This is a genomic window from Marinobacter maritimus (assembly GCF_007671675.1).
Lineage (GTDB): Bacteria > Pseudomonadota > Gammaproteobacteria > Pseudomonadales > Oleiphilaceae > Marinobacter > Marinobacter maritimus.
In genome coordinates this window covers 896,628-917,867 of sequence record NZ_VCGW01000002.1, presented here as the reverse complement: position 1 = coordinate 917,867, position 21,240 = coordinate 896,628, and the positions used below count along the sequence as shown (strand labels likewise).

20 protein-coding genes are annotated in these 21,240 nt (G+C 55.2%); 10 read left to right on the top strand and 10 right to left on the bottom strand.

Features of this window, described 5'->3' with window-relative positions; translation table 11 throughout:
• Positions 1-55: 55 nt before the first annotated feature.
• The 6 genes from metK (at position 56) to FFI90_RS11295 (ending at position 5,995) form a co-directional block, all read left to right on the top strand.
• Positions 56-1,246, top strand: coding sequence for a methionine adenosyltransferase (metK, locus tag FFI90_RS11320; RefSeq protein WP_144778102.1), 1,191 nt, complete (start codon positions 56-58; stop codon positions 1,244-1,246).
• 62 nt (positions 1,247-1,308) lie between these two features.
• Positions 1,309-2,682, top strand: a complete 1,374-nt coding sequence (gene ahcY, locus FFI90_RS11315) for an adenosylhomocysteinase (RefSeq protein ID WP_144778101.1) — start codon at positions 1,309-1,311, stop codon at positions 2,680-2,682.
• 13 nt (positions 2,683-2,695) lie between these two features.
• Positions 2,696-3,565 carry a methylenetetrahydrofolate reductase [NAD(P)H] gene (gene metF / locus FFI90_RS11310; RefSeq protein WP_144778100.1) on the top strand — a complete coding sequence of 290 codons (870 nt, stop codon included), beginning with the start codon at positions 2,696-2,698 and terminating at the stop codon, positions 3,563-3,565.
• A 145-nt stretch (positions 3,566-3,710) separates the two neighbouring features.
• Positions 3,711-4,469, top strand: a complete 759-nt coding sequence (locus tag FFI90_RS11305; RefSeq protein ID WP_144778099.1) for a transporter substrate-binding domain-containing protein — start codon at positions 3,711-3,713, stop codon at positions 4,467-4,469.
• A 94-nt stretch (positions 4,470-4,563) separates the two neighbouring features.
• Complete coding sequence (locus tag FFI90_RS11300) at positions 4,564-5,235, top strand: amino acid ABC transporter permease (RefSeq protein ID WP_144778098.1); 672 nt, start codon at positions 4,564-4,566, stop codon at positions 5,233-5,235.
• A 13-nt stretch (positions 5,236-5,248) separates the two neighbouring features.
• Entirely contained in the window at positions 5,249-5,995 is a 747-nt protein-coding gene (locus FFI90_RS11295) for an amino acid ABC transporter ATP-binding protein (RefSeq protein WP_144778097.1), read from the top strand.
• A gap of 541 nt (positions 5,996-6,536) precedes the next feature.
• Here the strand turns inward: FFI90_RS11295 and FFI90_RS11285 are convergent.
• The 3 genes from FFI90_RS11285 to FFI90_RS11275 all read right to left on the bottom strand — a co-directional run bounded on the left by FFI90_RS11285 (position 6,537) and on the right by FFI90_RS11275 (position 8,273).
• On the bottom strand, positions 6,537-6,827 hold the full coding sequence (locus FFI90_RS11285; protein WP_144778095.1) for a type VI secretion system PAAR protein: 291 nt from the start codon (positions 6,825-6,827) through the stop codon (positions 6,537-6,539).
• Between the two features lie 228 nt (positions 6,828-7,055).
• Positions 7,056-7,544: a DUF6632 domain-containing protein gene (locus tag FFI90_RS11280; RefSeq protein WP_342779371.1), complete on the bottom strand. Its 489-nt coding sequence runs from the start codon at positions 7,542-7,544 to the stop codon at positions 7,056-7,058.
• A gap of 129 nt (positions 7,545-7,673) precedes the next feature.
• Positions 7,674-8,273, bottom strand: coding sequence for a LuxR C-terminal-related transcriptional regulator (locus FFI90_RS11275; protein WP_246123491.1), 600 nt, complete (start codon positions 8,271-8,273; stop codon positions 7,674-7,676).
• A gap of 311 nt (positions 8,274-8,584) precedes the next feature.
• On the opposite strand from FFI90_RS11275, the gene FFI90_RS11270 reads away from it, so the two are divergent.
• The 4 genes from FFI90_RS11270 (at position 8,585) to FFI90_RS11255 (ending at position 13,172) form a co-directional block, all read left to right on the top strand.
• A complete protein-coding gene (locus tag FFI90_RS11270) occupies positions 8,585-9,934 on the top strand; it encodes an adenosylmethionine--8-amino-7-oxononanoate transaminase (RefSeq protein WP_144778094.1) in 1,350 nt (449 codons plus the stop codon).
• A gap of 15 nt (positions 9,935-9,949) precedes the next feature.
• Positions 9,950-10,684, top strand: a complete 735-nt coding sequence (locus FFI90_RS11265; protein ID WP_144778093.1) for a 16S rRNA (uracil(1498)-N(3))-methyltransferase — start codon at positions 9,950-9,952, stop codon at positions 10,682-10,684.
• A gap of 104 nt (positions 10,685-10,788) precedes the next feature.
• Complete coding sequence (locus tag FFI90_RS11260) at positions 10,789-12,018, top strand: hypothetical protein (RefSeq protein ID WP_144778092.1); 1,230 nt, start codon at positions 10,789-10,791, stop codon at positions 12,016-12,018.
• Positions 12,019-12,128: 110 nt separating this feature from the next.
• The gene (locus FFI90_RS11255; protein ID WP_144778091.1) at positions 12,129-13,172 is read left to right on the top strand and encodes an HDOD domain-containing protein; all 1,044 of its coding nucleotides are present in this window, start codon (positions 12,129-12,131) and stop codon (positions 13,170-13,172) included.
• Here the strand turns inward: FFI90_RS11255 and FFI90_RS11250 are convergent.
• From FFI90_RS11250 to FFI90_RS11220, 7 genes are all read right to left on the bottom strand, one after another.
• Positions 13,150-14,484 (bottom strand): YihY/virulence factor BrkB family protein, encoded by a 1,335-nt coding sequence (locus FFI90_RS11250; protein WP_144778090.1) that lies wholly within the window; start codon positions 14,482-14,484, stop codon positions 13,150-13,152. The genes FFI90_RS11255 and FFI90_RS11250 overlap by 23 nt on opposite strands.
• Positions 14,485-14,782: 298 nt before the next feature.
• Positions 14,783-16,048, bottom strand: a complete 1,266-nt coding sequence (locus FFI90_RS11245; RefSeq protein WP_144778089.1) for a CsgG/HfaB family protein — start codon at positions 16,046-16,048, stop codon at positions 14,783-14,785.
• The gene (locus tag FFI90_RS11240) at positions 16,048-17,454 is read right to left on the bottom strand and encodes a DUF6844 domain-containing protein (protein WP_144778088.1); all 1,407 of its coding nucleotides are present in this window, start codon (positions 17,452-17,454) and stop codon (positions 16,048-16,050) included. The genes FFI90_RS11245 and FFI90_RS11240 overlap by 1 nt, the downstream gene beginning before the upstream one ends.
• A 20-nt stretch (positions 17,455-17,474) precedes the next feature.
• Entirely contained in the window at positions 17,475-18,077 is a 603-nt protein-coding gene (gene lpoB / locus FFI90_RS11235) for a penicillin-binding protein activator LpoB (RefSeq protein WP_144778087.1), read from the bottom strand.
• A gap of 12 nt (positions 18,078-18,089) precedes the next feature.
• Positions 18,090-18,482, bottom strand: coding sequence for a YcfL family putative periplasmic lipoprotein (locus tag FFI90_RS11230; protein ID WP_144778086.1), 393 nt, complete (start codon positions 18,480-18,482; stop codon positions 18,090-18,092).
• A gap of 42 nt (positions 18,483-18,524) precedes the next feature.
• Entirely contained in the window at positions 18,525-20,033 is a 1,509-nt protein-coding gene (locus FFI90_RS11225; protein WP_144778085.1) for a COG3014 family protein, read from the bottom strand.
• A gap of 255 nt (positions 20,034-20,288) precedes the next feature.
• Positions 20,289-21,224, bottom strand: a complete 936-nt coding sequence (locus FFI90_RS11220) for a D-2-hydroxyacid dehydrogenase (RefSeq protein ID WP_144778084.1) — start codon at positions 21,222-21,224, stop codon at positions 20,289-20,291.
• Positions 21,225-21,240 lie beyond the last annotated feature (16 nt).

The following is a 21,240-nucleotide window of genomic DNA, read 5'->3' as shown; positions in this document are numbered from 1 at the left end:
TATTACTTACACATTAAACGACACGATTTCGAAACGCTCACAGAGGAGCAAACTTATGTCTGACTACAACGTCTTCACCTCCGAATCGGTCTCTGAAGGCCACCCGGACAAACTGGCTGATCAGATCTCCGACGCCGTTCTGGATTCCATCCTGACGGAAGACCCGCACGCCCGTGTGGCTTGCGAAACCATGGTAAAAACCGGGGTTGCCATCGTTGGCGGTGAAATCACCACCAGCGCCTGGGTGGATCTGGAAGATCTGGTTCGCGGTGTGATCAAAGACATTGGCTACACCTCCTCAGACGTGGGCTTCGACGCCGACACCTGCGGCATCATCAACATCATCGGCAAACAATCGGTGGATATCGCCCAAGGCGTTGATCGCCAGAAGCCGGAAGACCAGGGCGCCGGCGACCAAGGTTTGATGTTCGGCTATGCCAGCAACGAAACCGAAGTGCTGATGCCTGCGCCGATCACCTTCGCCCACCGTTTGATGGAACGCCAGGCCGAAGCCCGCAAAAACGGCATACTGCCATGGCTGCGCCCGGACGCGAAAAGCCAGGTAACCTGCCGCTATGAAAACGGCAAGGTTGTGGGTATTGATGCTGTCGTTCTCTCAACCCAGCACGACCCCGACGTTACCCAGGAAGATCTGAAAGAAGCGGTCATGGAACTGGTTGTGAAAAACGTGCTGCCGCCTGAGCTGTTGCACAAAGGCACCCAGTACCACATCAACCCCACCGGCAAATTTGTTATCGGTGGCCCGGTTGGCGACTGTGGCCTCACCGGCCGCAAGATCATCGTGGACACATACGGCGGCATGGCCCGCCACGGCGGCGGCGCCTTCTCCGGCAAAGACCCCTCAAAGGTCGACCGTTCTGCCGCTTACGCCGGCCGCTACGTTGCCAAAAATATTGTCGCTGCCGGCCTGGCCGACAAGTGCGAGATTCAGGTTTCCTACGCCATCGGCGTGGCACAACCAACGTCCATCTCCATAAACACCTTCGGCACCGGCAAAATCGGCGACGACAAGATCGCAGAACTGGTACGCCAGCACTTCGACCTGCGCCCGTATGCGATCACCAACATGCTCGATCTGCTGCACCCGATGTACCGGGCCACAGCAGCCTATGGTCACTTCGGCCGTGAGCCACAAGAGATAACCGTTGGCGGCAAGACCTTCACCACCTTCCCTTGGGAGAAGACTGACCGCGCAGACGCTCTTAAAGACGCCGCAGGCATCTAAATGATTTTCGGGCGTATTGATGATTTCAATCGCCAAAACAGAACTGACTGGAGAACACCAGAATGAGCAATTTCGAAGACTTCAAAGTCCGCGATATTTCCCTGGCAGGCTGGGGTCGCAAAGAAATCAATATTGCTGAAGGCGAGATGCCTGCCCTGATGGCTCTGCGTGACAAGTACAAAACGGAGCAGCCGCTGAAAGGCGCCAACATCATGGGCTGCATCCACATGACCATCCAGACCGCCGTGCTGATCGAAACCCTGATCGAGCTGGGCGCTGATGTTCGCTGGTCATCCTGCAACATCTTCTCGACCCAGGATCAGGCGGCTGCCGCTATCGCTGCCCAGAACATCCCTGTGTTTGCCTGGAAAGGCGAAACCGACGAAGAATACGACTGGTGCCTTGAGCGCACTGTCGGTGCTGACGTGGAAGGCTGGGAACCCAACATGATCCTGGACGACGGCGGCGACCTGACTGCCCTGCTCCACGAGAAGTACCCGGAAATTCTGGCCAACTGCCACGGTGTGACTGAAGAAACCACCACCGGCGTACACCGCCTGCAGGAAATGCTGCGCGACGGCAACCTGAAAGTTCCTGCCATCAATGTGAACGATGCCGTAACCAAGGCAAAGAACGACAACAAATACGGTTGTCGCCACAGCCTTAACGATGCCATCAAGCGCGGTACCGACCACCTGATGGCCGGTAAAAAAGCGTTGGTCATCGGCTATGGCGATGTGGGCAAAGGTTCCGCCGCTTCCCTGCGCCAGGAAGGCATGATCGTAAAAGTAACCGAAGCCGATCCCATCTGCGCCATGCAGGCATGCATGGACGGTTATGAAGTGGTTTCGCCATACCTGAACGGCGTGAATACCGGCACCGAAGCAGCCATAGATAAAGCTCTGCTGCAGAACACAGACATTCTGGTGACCACCACCGGCAACATGAACGTGTGTGATGCAAACATGCTCAAGGCCCTTAAAAACGGCGCGGTTGTGTGCAACATCGGCCACTTCGATAACGAAATCGATACTGCCTACATGCGCAAGAACTGGGAATGGGATGAGGTTAAGCCCCAGGTTCACGTGATCTACCGTGACAAGGCCACTAACGACCACCTGATCCTGCTTTCCGAAGGCCGCCTGGTAAACCTGGGCAACGCCACCGGTCACCCGTCACGGATCATGGACGGCTCTTTTGCCAACCAGGTTCTGGCGCAGATGTACCTGTTTGAGCGCAAGTTCGCAGACCTGCCGGAAGATGCCCGCGCCAAGGGTGTGTATGTTCAGGTTCTGCCGAAGCACCTGGATGAGGAAGTGGCCCGCGCCATGGTGGAAGGTTTTGGTGGCGTGATCACCAAGATGACTCCGGAGCAGGCGCAATACATCGGCGTACCGGTCGAAGGCCCGTACAAGCCAGAAAGCTACAAGTACTGATCGGAAAAACAAGATGCAATCCCAGAAACAGTTCAAACGCCGCTTCAGCTTTGAGTTTTTCCCGCCCAAGACAGACCAGGGCAAGGAAAAACTCCAGGTGGTACGCGATCAGCTAGCCGGGGTGAATCCGGATTTTTTCTCGGTCACCTTCGGCGCGGGCGGTTCCACCCGGGACCGCACCATCGAAACCGTGCTCAACCTGCACCAGCAGGGCATTTCCACAGCCCCACACCTCTCCTGCGTTGGTGGTACGCGGGCGGAGATTGCGGAGCTGCTGGACGTGTATAAAGAGAACGGCATCAACCGGATTGTCGCCCTCCGGGGTGACATGCCCTCCGGTATGGGCGCATCCGGCGAGATGCGTTACGCCAACGAGCTGGTTGCATTCATTCGTGAGCACAGCGGCGATCACTTCAATCTGGAAGTCGCGGCCTACCCGGAGTTTCATCCGCAGGCCCGCAACGCTGAAGAAGATCTTAAGAACTTCGCCCGCAAGGTGGAGGCTGGTGCCAACAGCGCCATTACCCAGTACTTCTTTAATCCGGAGAGTTACTTCTATTTCATCGACCGGCTGGAAAAGCTCGGGGTCACTATTCCGGTGGTGCCGGGCATCATGCCCATCGTGAACTTCTCCAGCCTGGTGCGTTTCTCCGACATGTGCGGAGCGGAAATACCGCGCTGGATTCGCAAGCAGCTTGAAGCCTATGGCGACGACACTGTAAGCATCAAGAAGTTCGGTGAAGAAGTGATCACAGAAATGTGTGAAAAGCTGTTGAAAGCAGGTGCGCCAGGGTTGCACTTTTATACTCTGAACCAGGCTGAGCCAAGTATCAGCATCTGGAAGAATCTCGGGATCAGTGGTCGGGAGAAGATTGCTTTTTGATTTCCTGCGCCCATCTGCGTAATAGTCTAAAGTGTACGTGATGCAGTTCCACTAATGCTCCCCGGGAGTCGCGGTCACCAGCAGTGAACTTCCCGGCCTGCCTTACCGGGCAAATGGAGCCTCATAAGAAAGAAAAGGAGAAAGCATGAGCACGAAATGGCTGAAGACACTGGGAACCGGCCTCGCACTTACCGTTGCGGCGAGCACCATAAGCGCTGAAACCTTGCGAGTGGCTACCGACCCCAGCTTTGTTCCATTCGAGATGTTGGATCAGGAAACCGGTGAAATGATCGGGTTCGACATGGAAATCATCGCCGAAGTCGCTCAGCGCGCGGGCTTTGATTACAAGCTCAACACCATGGACTTCAACGGCATCATCCCGGCCCTGCAAACAGGCAACGTGGATATCGCCATTGCCGGTATTACCATTACCGAAGAGCGTGAAAAAATCGTTGATTTCTCTGACCCGTACTACGATTCCGGTCTGAGAATTCTGGTTCGTAACGACAACAACGACGTTACAGAAGTGTCCAACCTTGAAGGCCTGAAGATCGGCTCCAAGATTGGCAGTACCAGTTACGATTTCCTGAAGAAAAACCTGGATGAGAACGACGGTGTAACCCCGTACCCAGGCAGCTCTGACATGTATATGGCTCTGATGTCCGGCGCAGTAGACGCAGTGTTCTACGATGCTCCGAACGTTGGTTACTTCGCCCGTACCAAGGGTGAAGGCAAAGTCAAAACCGTTGGCAAACTGTACGAAGGTCAGCAGTACGGCATCGCGCTTAAAAACGGCAGTGAGTGGGTTGACGAGGTTAATGAAGCCCTCGCCTCCATGAAAGAAGATGGAACCTATAAAAACATCTACGAAAAATGGTTTGGCCCGATGCCTGAAGGCATGTAAAGGCTGAAGGGGTCGCCAGGCCCTTTCTTTTTTGTAGCGCCGGGGCCTTGCGCCCCGGCGACTTCTGCCCCCAACCCCTGCGGAGACGCACACTGTGGATTCCCAGTTCCAATTTGACTGGCAAGCAGCCATCAACTCCATCCCTTTCCTTATAAAAGGGATACCCTACACACTGATGATTTCTTTTGGCGGCCTGGCTATTGGCTTTGCCTTGGGCATCATTTTTGGTCTGCTGAGCATCAACAAACAATGGTTTCTGAAATGGCCCGCAACGGCCTACATAGAAATCTTTCGTGGCACCCCGATTCTCGTTCAGGTTCTGTTTATTTTTTACGGCCTGCCGGACCTGATCGGAGGCCCCATCGACCCTCTTACCGCGGGTATTGCCGCGATTGCGCTGAACTCGGGCGCTTACATTTCTGAAGTGGTACGTGGTGGTGTTCAGTCCATCGACAAGGGCCAGGCAGAAGCCGGGCTTTCTCTGGGCCTCACTCGCTCTCAGACATTCTGGTCGATTATCTGGCCACAAGCCTTCCGGCGTATGATCCCACCGCTTGGTAACCAGGCCATTGTAAGCATCAAGGACACCTCTTTGTTCTCGGTTATTGGCGTGGGCGAGCTTGTTCGTCAGGGCCAGGTTTACATTGCCAGCACCTTCACTGCCTTTGAGGTGTATTTTGTGGTCGCGATTATGTATCTGGCCATTACGCTCTCACTGTCCCTGATTCTCCGCCTTGTTGAACGGCGCGGACTGGCCTCTGTCTGAAGGAACCTGACCCATGACTCAGATTGTACAAATGAAGGGCATGAACAAGTACTTCGGAAAACTGCATGTCCTTAAAGATATCGATTTATCCGTAGAGCAAGGCGAAGTGGTGGTTATTATCGGTGCCAGTGGTTCCGGTAAATCCACCCTGATCCGCTGCGTGAACGGCCTGGAAGAGTTCGAATCCGGCCGCCTGGAAGTCGACGGCCAGGCACTGGCCCCAAAAGGCGGCAACCAGCAATCCCTTGCGGAAATCCGCAAGGAAGTCGGCATGGTATTCCAGCAGTTCAACCTGTTCCCTCACCTTACGGTGAAAAAGAACATCATGCTGGCGCCCCAGAAAGTCAAAAATACGTCGCAAACCGTTGCGAACGCCACAGCAGAACGCCTGCTGGAGCGGGTTGGTATCGGCAGCCAGGCTGACAAATACCCCAGCCACCTCTCCGGTGGCCAACAGCAACGCGTTGCCATCGCCCGTGCCCTCGCCATGGAACCGCGTCTGATGCTGTTCGATGAGCCCACCTCGGCGCTGGATCCGGAAATGATCGGTGAAGTGCTGGACGTAATGCGCGAACTGGCAAAAGAAGGCATGACCATGATGGTCGTCACCCACGAGATGGGCTTCGCCCGCGAAGTGGCCGACCGTGTGATCTACATCCACGAAGGCCAGATTGTGGAGCAAGGCAAGCCGGACGACGTGTTCGACAACCCCCAGAACGAACGCACCCAAGCGTTTCTCTCTAGGGTGCTGGCGCACTAAGTCATAATGATTAAAGCCCCCGAATCGGGGGCTTTGTTGTTGAGCTAACGATAATCGTCAGGCGATAGCAGGCCCGGCGGAACGGTTCTGTTCTGCTTATCAGAAAGCCACCCCAGCACATCCGCCAAATGCCAGATTGCAGACGTACCTTCATGTAATGGAAGGGGAAAACTGGCCAAGTGAGTCTGAATAAGCTTGCGCATATTCTGGCGAGAGAATTCCAAGAGCCTCACGAGTGAAGTTCAGGCCCAACCGGCCTTGGACAGCCGTTCTTCGATTTCATCCTTAGCAATCGCTTCCGGAATCGCAAAGGTCAGTGAGAAGTCAAAATCACGATTCATGAGCGTCGTCTCCTGCACCATCTCGGCTCCCGGAACAATTATCCACAATGCGACGAGTCTACCGGGCATGACCGCTTCGCATTTCAATCCGCCACCCTTTAAATTCTGCGCAGGGTTGTCATAGGACAACCGTCATAAAAAACGGGGGCTGATCGTTTGATTTCCAGGGATACAACCCCCCAAGCGACTTCGGCGGTGCATCAATTCCCGATAACCACCGATCCCGAACCAATCGCCACGCCCCCACAGGAAATTGCGCTACCGGTCACCGCAGCCGGTATGCCGTTAATCATCACGGTGGCAGATCCGGCAGCAATTGCTCGCGGGTGTGGAGAATGTTTGGGTTTGGAGTGCGGCGCCAATGGGTCACCCACACGGGCTACCGGCTTGCCATCAATCAGCACATCAGGGGAGCCGGCAATTACCGGCGTAGGCGGGAAACCTTCGTGATCGGAGCCCAGGTCTCCGAGAAGCACAACAGCTTTACTCATGTCGCATCCTTTGCGTCAGATTTCGTCCTTGATGAACCATCGCCTTTAATCGAACAATTCTCGCCCCGGCGATGAAAGGCCCATCTTATACCGCCTGCTACTACTGGCCAAATCGTCTGAGCTCACAGTGTGACGCTGTCGAGCAGGCAGAAAGCCTCACCGAATACCGGCCAGGCCTTCACAACGCCATTGTGATCACACAGTCCAGTATCGTTCAGCTAGCAGTTCTCAGCTGGCCGGGGCTCCTTTGGGCATAAGATACCAAAGGATAATCGCTACGAGAAACAACGCAGGAACATCTCCCAACAGGTTTGCCCACTCTGTTTCATCGACGATCGCTTGCACGAACATAACCCCGCCGTGAACAATGCTCGACCAGATTGTGAACCATATCAGGCTCGCATTGGCTAGCGGAGCTTTCGCAGCCCGAATGAGGAAAACACCCAGGGTAGCGTACATCCCCATAATCATCTGTTCGTATTCGGGTTGCTTGGGCGTCCACGCCCAACCGGAAGGCCATACCCACATCATCATCAGATAGATTCCTGCGATGAAAAAAATGCCGATCGTCACAAGGGCTGCTTTCAGATATTTGAGTTTCAGTTCATCATTCATGAGATGCCTCCCTTCTGCTCCACGTGCCAGAGCGCCTTCACATCGGTCTTTCTGGTGAGCTGAAACCAACCGTGGGTCGATGATCGTAGTAGTTGTTTTCATGATCTGACTCCTTCAGTTTGAAGCTTGCGACTTCAAACTACTGCACAACAGAAGCCCAGAGCATGGGGCAGTTGTCCCGGTTGGATGGGAAGGTTTGAGTTTATACGGGACAAAAGTCCCTTATGGCGCTCAGTCTGCGCCAAAACCCTTCTCCCGAGCCTGCACAATCAGTTGTGCACGGGTCGGAATATCGAGATTGCCGCATATTGCGCAGATATGATTGCGTACGGTTTTTGCCGCGATAGACAGGGCCTGGGCGATTTCGGTATTTGACTGCCCTTGGGCCACGAGGTTGAGCACCACTCGCTGGCGACTCGTTAACTTGCCAACCCATGGAGCTGCCCAGCCCTCTTGTGCCTCCAGGCCATCGGCGAGAAAGCGGCGCAATTCACCAATGAATATTGGCCACGAACTGTCTTCAAGCTGCAGTATGTGGTTTGCGCCCTTCAGCGGTAAAAAATGTGCGTCAGGCAGTTGCGATGCCATGCTGCGCCCGAGCTCGAAGGGCACCATGGCATCACCTTCAACATGGGCAACCAGGGCCGGGATATGGATATGCGGGAGTACGTCACGTACGTCGATCTCGTGGAAACCGCGCCACAGTCGGACGGCATTCTCTGGTGAAGCCGTGGTTCTTTGCAGTTCGTCCCACCAGTCGATCTGCTTCAGGTCGTGGCGAGGAGATAAGCGGCGGGCAAACAGCTCACGGAATCCACATGAGTCAGCCAACCCCCGACACGAATGAGCGGAGGGCCGCTACCGGCAACAGCGTACGCAATTCGCACACCGTCCGATGTAGTACAGAAACTGATTCGCTGCCTCATATGCCACCGCCGCACTTTGGGTCAGTCTACGTCATGTGGGAAGCTCTGGTTCCGGGTAGGGCTGTTGTCAGTCTAGCAGACCTGAATACTGTGGCTGACACCCACCCCGGAGGCGTACATAGCACAGTAGTCAGTCGCCGCTGTTAACTGTATTATCGGCGTAGGTTAACAGCCAGAAGTCATCACTGCACAACGATCGTCTTACCGGAGCCCTCTATGCGCAATGCCGACCTCGTCGCCCGCGGCCTCAAATCCGTGTGGCACCCCTGCACCCAGATGAAAGACCACGAAACCCTCCCTCTGGTACCGATAAAAAAGGGCGAAGGCGTCTGGCTTGAGGATTTTGAAAACAACCGGTTTATCGATGCTGTCAGCTCCTGGTGGGTTAACCTCTTTGGCCACGCCAACCCCAGAATCAACGCTGCGATCCAGAAGCAGATCGGCGAGTTGGAGCACGTCATTCTGGCCGGGTTCACCCACGAACCCGTGGTCAACCTGTCCGAGCGGCTCATCGAGGTAACCCCTGAAGGCCTGAATAAGTGCTTCTACGCCGACAACGGCTCGTCTGCAATCGAGGCGGCACTGAAGATGAGCTTTCACTACTGGAAGAACGAGGGCAAACCCGGTAAGAAGAACTTCGTGAACCTGAGTAACAGTTACCACGGCGAAACCTTGGGCGCGCTAGCATTGGGCGATGTCGCTTTATATAAAGACACCTATCAACCATTGCTTATGGAAGTGTTAACCGCACCCTCGCCAGACGCCTACAACAAAGAAGAGGGCGAAACCGACGAGGCCTATGCTCTGCGCCAGTTCGAGGCCATGGAAAAGCTGTTGGCAGAAAAGCACGAGGAAATCTGCGCCGTTGTGGTGGAACCACTGATCCAGTGCGCCGGCGGCATGCGTATGCACCACCCGATTTACCACACCAAACTGCGCGAAGCCTGTGACCGTTACGGCGTGCATCTGATTGCCGATGAAATAGCCGTCGGCTTTGGCCGCACCGGCACCTTGTTCGCCTGCGAGCAGTCTGGAATCACCCCGGATTTCATGTGTCTTTCCAAAGGGCTTACCGCCGGCTATCTGCCGTTATCCGTGGTACTGACTACCGATACTGTTTACAACGCTTTCTATGATGATTATGAAACCCTCAAAGCCTTTCTGCACAGCCACAGCTATACCGGTAACCCCATCGGTTGTGCCGTGGCGCTGGCCACCCTCGATATTTTCCGTGACGACAATGTTATTGAGAACAACCGCCGGCTTTCGGCCTGTATGGCGGAATCTGTCGCTCATCTTTCCGATCACCCCAATGTCGGGGATATCCGCCAGCATGGCATGACTCTCGCTGTGGAAATGGTGAAAAACAAAGCCTCCAAAACGCCGTTTCACTGGCAGGAACGCCGGGGTGTTCGCGTTTATCAGCACTCTCTCACGCGCCAGGCCTTGCTTCGCCCCCTGGGTAATGTGGTTTACTTCATGCCGCCTTACGTCATCACCGAAGATCAGATTCGCCATCTGGCACAGGTCGCGACCGAAGGCATCAACATCGCCGTTCGGGACTGACCAAGGTAAACACGCATGCGCATCCCCAGAATCTACACCGATTCGCCACTGAGCGAAGGATCTCAGGCTGAACTTGACGAAAACGCCGCACAGCACGTTGGCCGGGTATTGCGCATGCAGCCAGGGCAGGAACTGAGGCTGTTCAACGGCGACGGCCAGGACTACCCTGCCACCATTACCGAATCGGGCAAAAAACGCGTGGAAGTGCTTGTAGGCGCCCCCGAAGCCAACCACACGGAAGCGCCGCTGAAAATCACCCTCGGCCAGGCTCTGTCCAAAGGCGACCGCATGGATTACGCCGTGCAGAAAGCCGTGGAAATGGGCGCCACCTGTATAGTGCCGCTCACCACGGAGCGCTGTGAGGTAAAACTCAAAGGCGACCGCGAAGATAAACGGCTGCGCCACTGGCAATCCATCGCGGTGAGTGCTGCAGAACAGTGTGGTCGCGCCCGGGTGCCCGAGATCCTGCCTGTTATGACTGTGGAGCAATGGCTGGAGCACAGCCGCAACTGCGACCTGCGCCTGGTCCTGCACCACCGCACTGAGCAGTCACTGAAATCCATGGCCAAGCCTGGCAACATAGCCCTGATGATTGGCCCGGAAGGCGGCCTGACCGCTGATGAAATTGCCCAGGCGGAGAAGGACGGGTTTTTGCCTGTAGCACTCGGCCCCCGTGTTCTCAGGACTGAAACCGCGCCGGTCGCAGCCATGGCTCTGTGTCACTGGCTGTGGGGAGACATTGGCCGTTAGACCGCGTTGCCGCTTCGAAGGGTCTGGCGAGTCATTGACAGACCCCCGCCTTCCACACATGCTCCATCCCGCAGACATAATCAAAAAAGTGAGTACGAGCCCGGATGACAAGCCTGTTTAGTAACCCAGAATTCTGGCAATACCTCAGCATCCCCGTTATTGCGGCCCTCATTGGCTGGACCACCAACTGGCTCGCCATCAAAATGACTTTCTTCCCGCTGGAGTTCGTTGGCAAGCCGCCGCTGCTGGGCTGGCAGGGCATTATTCCTTCGAAAGCCCGAAAAATGGCTGCCATCAGCGTCGACGCCACCATCTCCAAAATCGGCACCGTGCGGGAAATTTTTCAGCAGATTGACCCCAGAGTACTCGCCACCCACATTGTCCACTCCGTTGACCCTCGTATCGAAGAGTACGTCGACGAACTGATGCTCCGGGAACACCCCACGTTCTGGGAAAACCTACCCGCCTCGGCGCGAAAAATGGTCTATGACCGGGTGCGCAAATCCACACCGCAACTCGTTGATAATCTGGTAGACGATATATCCGACAACGTTGAAGATCTTCTTGATATCAAAAACATGGTGATCGAGCGCCTCGCCGCAGACAAACAACTCCTGAACCGTATCTTCCTGGAATGCGGCGACGCCGAGTTCCGCTTCATCGTGAACTCCGGCCTTTATTTCGGTTTTTTGTTCGGCCTGATTCAAATGACTGTCTGGTACTTTTATCAAAGCTGGTGGGTGCTGCCTTTCTTCGGCCTATTGGTAGGCTGGGCAACCAACTGGATTGCACTGAATGTTATTTTCCGGCCTTTGCACGCGAAAAAGATCGGCCCGCTCCGCATTCAGGGGCTGTTCCTGAAACGGCAGCCGGAAGTCGCCGAGTCCTTCTGCCACATAGTGACCCACGAAATCCTGACCGTTGGCAATATTATCAACGCCATCCTTGAAGGCCCCAAAGGCGACCGGGCCCGTAACATGGTGAAGAAACACATCAAGCCTCTGGTGGATGAAACCGCTGGCATGGGCAAGGCACTGACCCAGATGGCGTTTGGCCCTACCGGCTTTGCCACTCTCAAAAACCAGGTGGGCGAAAAAGCTATCGAGATATCGAAAACGTCGTTCAACAACCCGGTGTTTGAGACCGACCGCGCTCGGGCCGTTGAGTCGATTATGGTAGAGCGGATGATTGCCCTCTCATCCGAAGAGTTCCAGGACCTGCTCCGCCCCTGCTTTCAGGAAGATGAGATCAAGCTGATTCTGGTAGGTGCGGCTCTTGGCTTCGCAGCGGGTGTCTGCCAGCTTGTCTTGGTATTCGGTGGAGCTCTGGCGTAAACAGTTTGCTAGCCGCAAGGTGTTTAACCTGTGCAAGCCAGCGGCCGATCTCTATACTGCGTGGATACGGGTGCGTACTCTTTCACGACTGATTGACCGGGAGGTAGCGGATGTCAGGCTTCTTATCCTGGATTGCAGGTTTTTTCAAAAAAGCGGAACCGCCACCTCCTCCGGTTTCATCAGAAGCCCGGCTGTTTAATCCTGCCAAAACCACCGAGCAAGACAAAGCATCAGAAAACGCGCGGGAGCTTACGCTGCAGCTTGAGGAGAACCTTTTTTGCTGGCTTCTGGACACTGGGCCTTCAAACCTGCGAGCAGAGTTGGACCCGTCGAACGCCGCACTTCAGGAGCTTCATACCCGCCTTACAGAAAGCAAGATGGAAGAGGTGCCGAGGCGGCCCATGACGCTGCCCATGCTAATGAAAGCGCTCTCGGATGAAGGCGTCGACCGCCATAAGCTGACTCAGATTATTCTTGGCGATCCCGCGTTAACGGATCAGATCCTGCAGGTTGCCAACAGCCCCTATTTCCGCACCGGAGATTACACCATTGAGTCTGTGGACCAAGCCGTATTCATTCTCGGCATGGACGGCATCCGGAATGTGATCGCGGCTGCGGTTATGCGCCCGATGATGGCCGCCCGTAACAGCCGGGAAGCGCTGTTTGCCCAGAGGGCCTGGATCTGGGGCCTGACCTGCGCCCGTGCTGCCGAGTTTATAGCCAAGCTTCGCAATGAAGATGCGAGCGCATTTTTTACCGCCGGTTTGCTGCCAGCACTTTCCTATATAACGATTCGCAGGGAACTCCAGCGCATTTGCCGGGCACAGGCAGGGGCCGGAGAACCCGACGCCGCGCTGATTCGCCATGCACTTACACGCTACCAATGGGTTGCCTGCCAGCTGATTGCCAGCGAGTGGAACCTGCCACCCAAGTACCACGCTTACCTCATGATGGCAGAGCGCCCTGCCCCCGAGCAGGAACAGACCACTCTGAGCGACGGTATAGTGGTAGGCAGCCGCGAAGTTTTGCGCCATGCCCATCAGCGAAATCTGCCTGAAGAAGATCTGGGTAAAATCGTGCAGCTTACCCCGGAACAAACCCGTCGCGTGAGAGCGGCCCTGAAGGCGGGCCTCAGTGAGGGAGCCCGGGGTTAACCTCCGAGCTCGCACCGCCTTTCAGTAACGTCGCAAACGTAGTGGATTCGTTTTTGCGCTCGCCCTTGAGCAGTTCGACTGGAAATACCGGCGGCAAGCGGTCAACAACACGATCCTCATCGTGGCGCACCACCTCAAGCACATTACCGACCGTAATCAGATCAAGAGCCCGCCCAGGCACAAGCTGGTCGCCCTGCTTGCCCGCCAATGACAGCAAACCCGCACGAATCAGTTTGTCGCTGACACCGCGTGTTACCTCACCGGGAACCCGCAATGTTTGTTCGAGAGCCTCCTGCTGCGGCGCTTTCGCACCCTCGCTGAACGGGCGCGCTACGAGCCACATCATTGCCAGCGCAACCTTCTCCTGCAGTTCTGGCGATAATTGAACGTGGCTGCGCTTGGCAACAGCACCCGGGTTTTGCAGGTAGAACGCCAGGCTTGCCCCCAGAAGAAGGATCATCCAGTTCAGGTAGATCCAGATCAGCATGATAATGCCGATGGCAAAGCTGGAGTATATAGCTGCGTACTTGGCCGAGCCGGCCACAAAGGACGCAAACAGTATCCCGCCCGCCTGCCAGGAAACCCCGGCAACCAGGCCACCAATGAACGCACACCTGAGCTTGACTCGGGTATTGGGCATAAACACGTAAACAAACGTGAATGCACCCACCACAAGAAAGAACGGCGTAAAGCGGCTGGCCACAAGTATCAACGAACCAAATGGCTCAATGGCGATAAGCGTCTGCACAAAAGCGGACGAGAAAATGGTCGCACTGACACCAATAGCCGAGACCATCAACAGCGGCCCGACCATAATAACACTCAGGTAGTTGCTGAACCTCTGCGCAACGGAGCGCATTTCCGGCACCCGCCAGATCATATTGAACGAGCGCTCGATTTTCTGCACCAGCGACACAACGGTATATACCAGCAAAGCCAATCCAACGGAGCCCAGAACACCCACTTTCATGTTGTCCACAAAGCCCAAGATACGCTCGGCCATTTCGACGCCCTCGGGACCCATGGGCTGGAAGAACTGGAACAGGAACGGCTCCATGCGCTGATGCACACCCAAGGCTTTGAGCACCGAGAAACTCAGAGCCAGCAAAGGCACAATGCTGAGCAGCGTGGTGTAGACCAGACTCATGGCATGCAGCGTTAGCTGGCCGCTGATAACATCCCGTATCAGCGCATAAACGGAGCGCCCAACCTTGTACAGCCAAGTCCATGGCCAGCTACGGGGAGGGTTCGGGTTTGCCAGAATCCAGGTTTCTGCAGCCTGGAGGCGTTCTTTGAATTGGAAGGAAGCCACGTTAAATCCTGTTGTTCCTGTTTTGTTCAGATTATCAGTCAGATATCCGATTTCCACCAAGTATGACTGATTAAGCGCTTTTTGCGAGGCAGCGCTCTCAATACAGCCATATTGATATTCGACGACTTCGTGATTCCGCAATTCGATTGCAACAGTGAGCCTTCGAACGGAAGACTTTGATAAATACCGGAGGCGATCTGCCTAGCAGGAGGGACTTCGACATTCCACGAATGGTTAATGCAGGTGTCGCCTGACCCCCGCATGGCGGGTCAGGCATTCTGACAACTTCCTTTCTACATCAGCATGGATCAACAGGTAGGCATGTGCGCTTTCTGGTGCCACGCACCTTCTCCGCAGCGCTTTCGCTTGCGGACGAATAAGCACTACGACGCAAAACATGCCCGCTTCCCTCGACGCTTCCATCAATGACTTTGGCATACGCCATCTTAGGGGTACTGCGAGTGATTTCGACTGTGGCAATACGTTGTTCTTCCCGCCCAAGCCCACCCCGTGTATGGCTGTTCCGAACCACATCACCGAGCTTGAACACCTCCCAGGTATCGCCAACCGCCATGAGATTCCCGCCCATATTGACGACTAGCTCTCCACCTTGCTGTTTTTCCACTAACGGCGGCCAGACTGCATCAATGACTCTCAAGGCGACTTCACCGCCGATCCGGTCAAAGACCTTCTGAACCGAATGGCGGGTGCCATCGAGCGTCAAACCCAATGTCGTAGCCGTGGCATTCAAAGTCTGACTCCAGACAATTCCCCCCGTTGCTGGAACAACAACGCGAATCTCCAAAACCGCGGATCCGGTCGCGATGGTGCTTTTTTCACCGGTTAGAGTGCTGACTTGCTGCCTGGAACCCAGCGACAAATCCGCTATACGGGTCACTACCAGATATTCTGCACCGAGAGTATTACCCAGCATCGCTTTCTCGGACACCGGCACATCCGTGCCGGCCATGCGGTGGCGCTCGTTAGAGATCGCATCCTCACTATCTCTTGCCAGCACTGCAAAGCGCCGTGACTGGGTCAACGCATCGGAAATTGAGTGGGTAAAACGCCGGGAAACCTCCTCTGCCGATAACGGGGTTCGGTCGACTGTATAACTGCCGTGAGCCGTTTCAACCGGGTGGACTGCCATACGCCAACGGTTGTCTTGTGCAGATGATCCCGGCGCCTTGTACACGGGAACATCCACCTCAAGCCGTGCAAGTTTACCGCTGCCATCACCGGTATTTGTCACGGAAAGAATGCGGTAGCCTGAGATTAATCCGCTTGAAGCCACACGGGTTTCGCTCTTCTGGCCAGAGGACACAGTGGTACTGGACTCGCTACCATCGTTGTTGCGCTGGCTTACTCTTGCGAGTGCGCTGCGCACTTGCCGGCTTGCACTTATCTGCGCCCCACGCACCTGACGAACGGCTTCGCCCAACGCATTGTAAACCGCCTGTTCCCTGTCAATTCCGGTCGCCTCGGCAGCCACCGTGCGGATCTCGGTTGCAGCAAGTGCCGCAACCGGAAAAAGGCTTAACAAAACCAAAAGAAGTCCTTTCATTACCACTCTCCGAAGGAGCCCGTGCTTCGTGTTGTCCGCTTGGTTTCACCCTGGTTTTGACCAGATTCTGACACCGCAGGCTTTGCGGCCGCCTTTTTATTCAGGCCCTGAGCTTTGGCGGAGGTCTGCGGTGACCAGTACTTCACATAGCCAAGATAGGGATGGCCGGTAGCGGGATCAACAGCATTCCATTCGGCAATGGTCTGTACGCCCTGAAGGCGGGCGGTGGCTTCCGACTCAAGAATGTTATTAACCATCTTGCCAATGCCTTGGGTTGTTTTTATTTCGACCCTGCCATCGCCGCGGGTTTCTTTCACTTTCTGGTTCAGCTTGCGCTTAGTCGACTCTTTCTGGCCTTGTACCGTCATCGATGCAAACTGAGCAAGCCAGGCATCGGCCATCAGCTTTGCAGTTTCCTTGGACGCTTCGAGCTCGCTCGTAATCTCAAACTCGTCCATGGTTCCGCGCACCAGCTGGGGGCCCGCCATACCAAACGAAAGCAAACCGTAGCGGCCTTCGGCGTCAACCACGGGTTGGGCGCCGAAATAACCAAGCATGGGCACCCCTTCTTTTAACTGCGGCTTCAAGCGAGCCTGAATATCGTCTACGGGGATAGCCTGCCCGGGAGCAACATCACCCGTACGCAGTTGGCGACCAAACTCGTTAAAACGATTTGCCTTGACCACAACCACGCTCATGCGCCCGTTGTTAACCGGGCCGTCGCCGCCCACCTCTTCAATCACACCAAACACACCCACACCCGACAGCTGCCCCATCGCACGCCAGGTTGTTTCGGTAACGAACTCGTCGTAGATCATGTCTGTGCGTTCAGCAACGGTCATTTCAGGCAGGCTGGAGGGGTCTGTACCCAGCTCTTTCAGCAGAGCGTTCAGGCCTTGCACCGTTAACTCTGCTGCACGGCTCGCCACGGCCTTACCGAGTGCATCGAGGCTGGTGGTGTCGCGGACATCTTCCGGCAGATCATCTTTCAGAAAACGATCTGCCATGGATACGCCCACGGTTACGGCGTCTTGGGACACCAATTCACCCATGGCCTGAAGGAAGGCTTCTTCTGTTGCCAGAATCCGGGCTTCGCTGAAGGATATGCTGGTGGGGTCTGCGCTGATAGCCTGACTTGCGACAACCAGCGTCCCGCCACCCGGATTGTTTGCCGACTCGCCGCGGGCCCAGCCTCGGGCATCCAGAAACTCTTCAACTTTTTCATTGCCGGGATCTACCTCGGATACCGCCATGAACGGTGAAGGAGGTGTCTTTCGGGCGTCTTTTTCAGCAGCTTGAGCTTGCGATGAAAGATTTTCATCAGCAAGTACAGACGTTGAGATTGCGGGGGCAATAGAGACGGTACCGGCAATCAATAGCGACAACAGGGTTTTACGAAATGCCATGGTGATAATGCCTTGTTTTTTTACCAGGAAACGGAGCTATCAGAGCCGCGCTTGATGATGGGCGTTTCGCCTTCCCAGAAGGCCAGGCCAGAAGCAAGATCTGTCAGCGAAAGTTGAATGTAATACTCCACTTGCTGCTCTTTACCGACCCGGTGATTGCGTTGCAGGATTTTTCCGGACAAGCTGAGATCAGGCGCCTGGAGCGTACCTTTACGCTGCACACCAGATTGATCGAATTCCTCGGAATCGCGCAGCTCACGAGCTTTCATGCTCATTTCATCTTCAGCGCCATTGAGGCCGACCGCCGTGGTGGTAACAACTTTGCCTGATCGCAGCAGAGCCACACGGATTTTCTTGGTGAGCTGATCGGTATCAATACGCTGCATTGTGTCGTTAGTAATACGGCTTACAACCATGATGTACCGGCCGCCATTCGGGTTATTCACAGCTCCGCTCGCGAGCATGTCTTCCACGGAGTCAGTCGCCGCTTTTTCAAAATCCCGGTAATCCATGGTCATCGCGACAGGGCCATCGTCAGCAGCTGGATCAATGTAGCGGGTAGGCGCGGCACAGCCAGCAAGAACCGAAAGACTTAAAGAGATTGCAATGGTACGAATGAGCATTGGATTTTCCTTCTATTTAGGTTCGCGAAGATGCAACTGGTAACTGACGACTCGAGCATGGGGAGCTGTTGCCTTGAAGTAACGTGTCTGGCCGGTCAGCAATGAAGCCTTGCGATAACCTTCACCGACACCTTTAACCGTCATGCCAGTGGCATCAAACCAGGTAACTTTCCAGGCAAGCTCTGCATCAGACCTCGCCTCAACCGCAAACTGCACTTGCAGGAGGCTTTCGCCACCGGTCTGAGCCAGGCGCTCTTCAAAGAGCTCGGTCACATTCATGGTGTAGATGATTTCCGGATCTACCTTCAGCTCCTGCCTGTCGATCAACGAACTGGTGGTTTCGGGCTGAGCAGCGCAGCCCGCCAGACCAAGTACCAGCATGCTGGCAAACAATATCCTTTTCATAACGCACGTCCTGTCGTTTTGATGGGTTGTACCGGTTATCGATTATTGAATACCGGAAACCTGGGCGGACTCAGGCTGTTCCGGCAGGCGGGCAAACGCCGCCTTACTCCCACCCTGCAAATCCATTGTAATAACAGTAGCCGGGGCCAGTATTGTAGGCCGTTTTACATACACCAGGGTGAACGGCTGCTCTGGGATTTCCACTTTACCCAGGATCTCACCCCGATTATCCAACAGAGTCAGGCTTCCACTCTCCGGCCGGTCAATACGGGCCGCCTGCCAGTGATCGGGCATTGCCTGCCAGCCCCGCAGATCGGCCTGAGTGGTTGCGACCGCAAGTGCCGCAGCACCTAACTGGCCTAACGCTCCAAACCGCTCTGCTGCCTCATTCTGAATGACTGCTTTGATGACCGCTGAGGTTACCGCCCTGGTAAGTACGCCAGTAAACCGCTCTTTCATTTCGGTTCGAATAACCGTACCCATATCGGAAATCCGCTCAGTCTGGACAATTTCCCCAGTATCATTCACCACTCCGAGGCTTCCGGGCACGACTGCGCGCTGAGCGTACTTTGGCAGCGCAATACCTATATACGCGGGCGCCTGCTGATTCCCATGAAACAGCAACAGCGGAACATCAAAGCGCTCTTCCTGCAGAACCGGCCCCAACCCATTTTCATAAACGACCCAGACTTGGGCAGGCAAACCTGAAGGGCGTTGCTTGCCAGAAGCGAGGTTTATTGCCAACTCTGCATCGGCTTTCAATACAGAGCTTTCAGGGCTCATCTGCGCCACTCGTTTTAGCGAAGTAGCAGCGCGCTCATAATCCGCACCAGTTGTGGCATTAGCAAGGAAGTACATACCGTGAAGGTAGGTGCTTGAGGGAACGATGAATTCGGGGAAAACTGACCAGCTTGAAGCTGCTCCGTAATGATCCGTAATTGCCGCCTGAAACCCCTCACTTTCAAGACTGTCGCGTACCATTGAGGCTTTGCTTTCTTCATCCCGGGCCTCTTTCTCAAGCGCAGCCTGTTGTTCTGAGATTTCTTCACGGAAGTAGTCAACGGCTCGCCGGGTGCGTTCGTTGGCTCGGTTAAACTCAATCCGGGCGTACTCGTTATTGCCCGCCGCAAGGAACGCCAGTCCTTTATAGGTGTTGACCAGAACAGCCTCGGACATCAACGCCTCATAGTCGCGCTGCGAGTCGTTAACCATCACGGCCATAAATCCTTCTGCCGCGCTCTCCAGCACCCCCTCTGTATCCAGGTATTTCATCCCTTCTTCTGCCAGGTCGTATGCCTCGGCCGACTCCTCGTAATGCCCCGTCAGGCGGTACATCTCGCCCTGGTGTAGAAGCTCAAGCAGCCTGCCCTCAGAATCGACAGGCTTGCCTTCACTGACATTAAAACTCACCGCTTTCAAGGCTGATTCGTAATCGCCGGAGGAATAGGCTGTGTTGAATGATGCCATCTGATTGCGGTGTTGGTATGAGGAACACCCGGAAACAAGTGCTACCACTCCGAACGTCAGCACCAAACGTTTAAATGCTTTCACGCAGTTACTCCCTGAAGCTGCTGCTGGCCGGATTTTCCGCAAAGCAGGGCCAAGCCCTTTCTGTGCCAATATCCGCCGAGACATTACCAAATACTTACAGAGCCTTAACCTAAATTGAAAGCATCCTGTTTGATAGGAGTGCACCAATCTTTATTGCAACGTTTTACATTGCCTTCAACAAATCGCTACACGAACTGCAACCAGGAATTATTGACAGTTCGGAAACCGGCCAGATCATGAGGAACTTCTGCCGATTCACGAAATCGACGCGAGATTTTGCGCTGTGATGTCCACAATCCGCTGGCGCGCTTCGCGGCTGGCCCAAGCCGAGTGCGGCGTTATGATCAGGTTCGGAATATCACCCGCAAGCAGAGGGTTGCCATTGCGCGGTGGCTCCTCGGTCAAGACATCAAACCCGGCGCCGCCAATAACGCGGTTACGCAGCGCGTGGGCCAGAGCCTCCTCATCCACCAGACCACCACGGCTGGTGTTTATCACCAGGGCATCCGGCTTCATCATCTGCAACTCCCGGGCACCAATCAGGTTCCGGGTTTCGTCGGTGAGCAGGCAGTGAAGCGAGAGAACATCTACCTTGGGCAGGAGTTCCTCCAACGGGAGCCTGGCATAACCGTCGGTTTCACCTGCTGACTGCCCCGGGCGTGCGCCCAACAGAATATTCATGCCAAATGCCTTGGCCCGCTCGGCAACGCCTTGCCCGAGATCCCCGTAACCAAGAATACCCAGGGTACGGCCTTCCAGCTCCATAATCGGGTGATCCATCAGGCAGAACATGTCGCTTTGCGCCCAGCGCCCTGCCCGCACGTCGCGATCGTAATCCAATAGCCGTGTTGCCAATGCCAGCATCAGCGCCATGGTGTGCTGCGCCACCGTTGAGCGGCCGTAGTTGGTCACATTGAGCACCTGAATGCCATGTTCTCTGGCCGCATCCAGGTCGACATTATTCAACCCGGTAGCCACAACGGAGATGGTTTTCAGCTCCGGGCAGCTTTCAAAGTGCTTTCGCGTAAGCATAACCTTGTTCACCAGCACGGTATCAAAGCCCCGGATCCGCTCCGTCACCTGGGCCGATGTCGTGGCGCCATGCTTCACAACATCACCTGCAACGCGTTCGATAGGCGCCAGATCCACATCATTGCCAAGCGTGCTGGCATCCAGAAATACGGCTCTCATACTATTCTCCCTCATC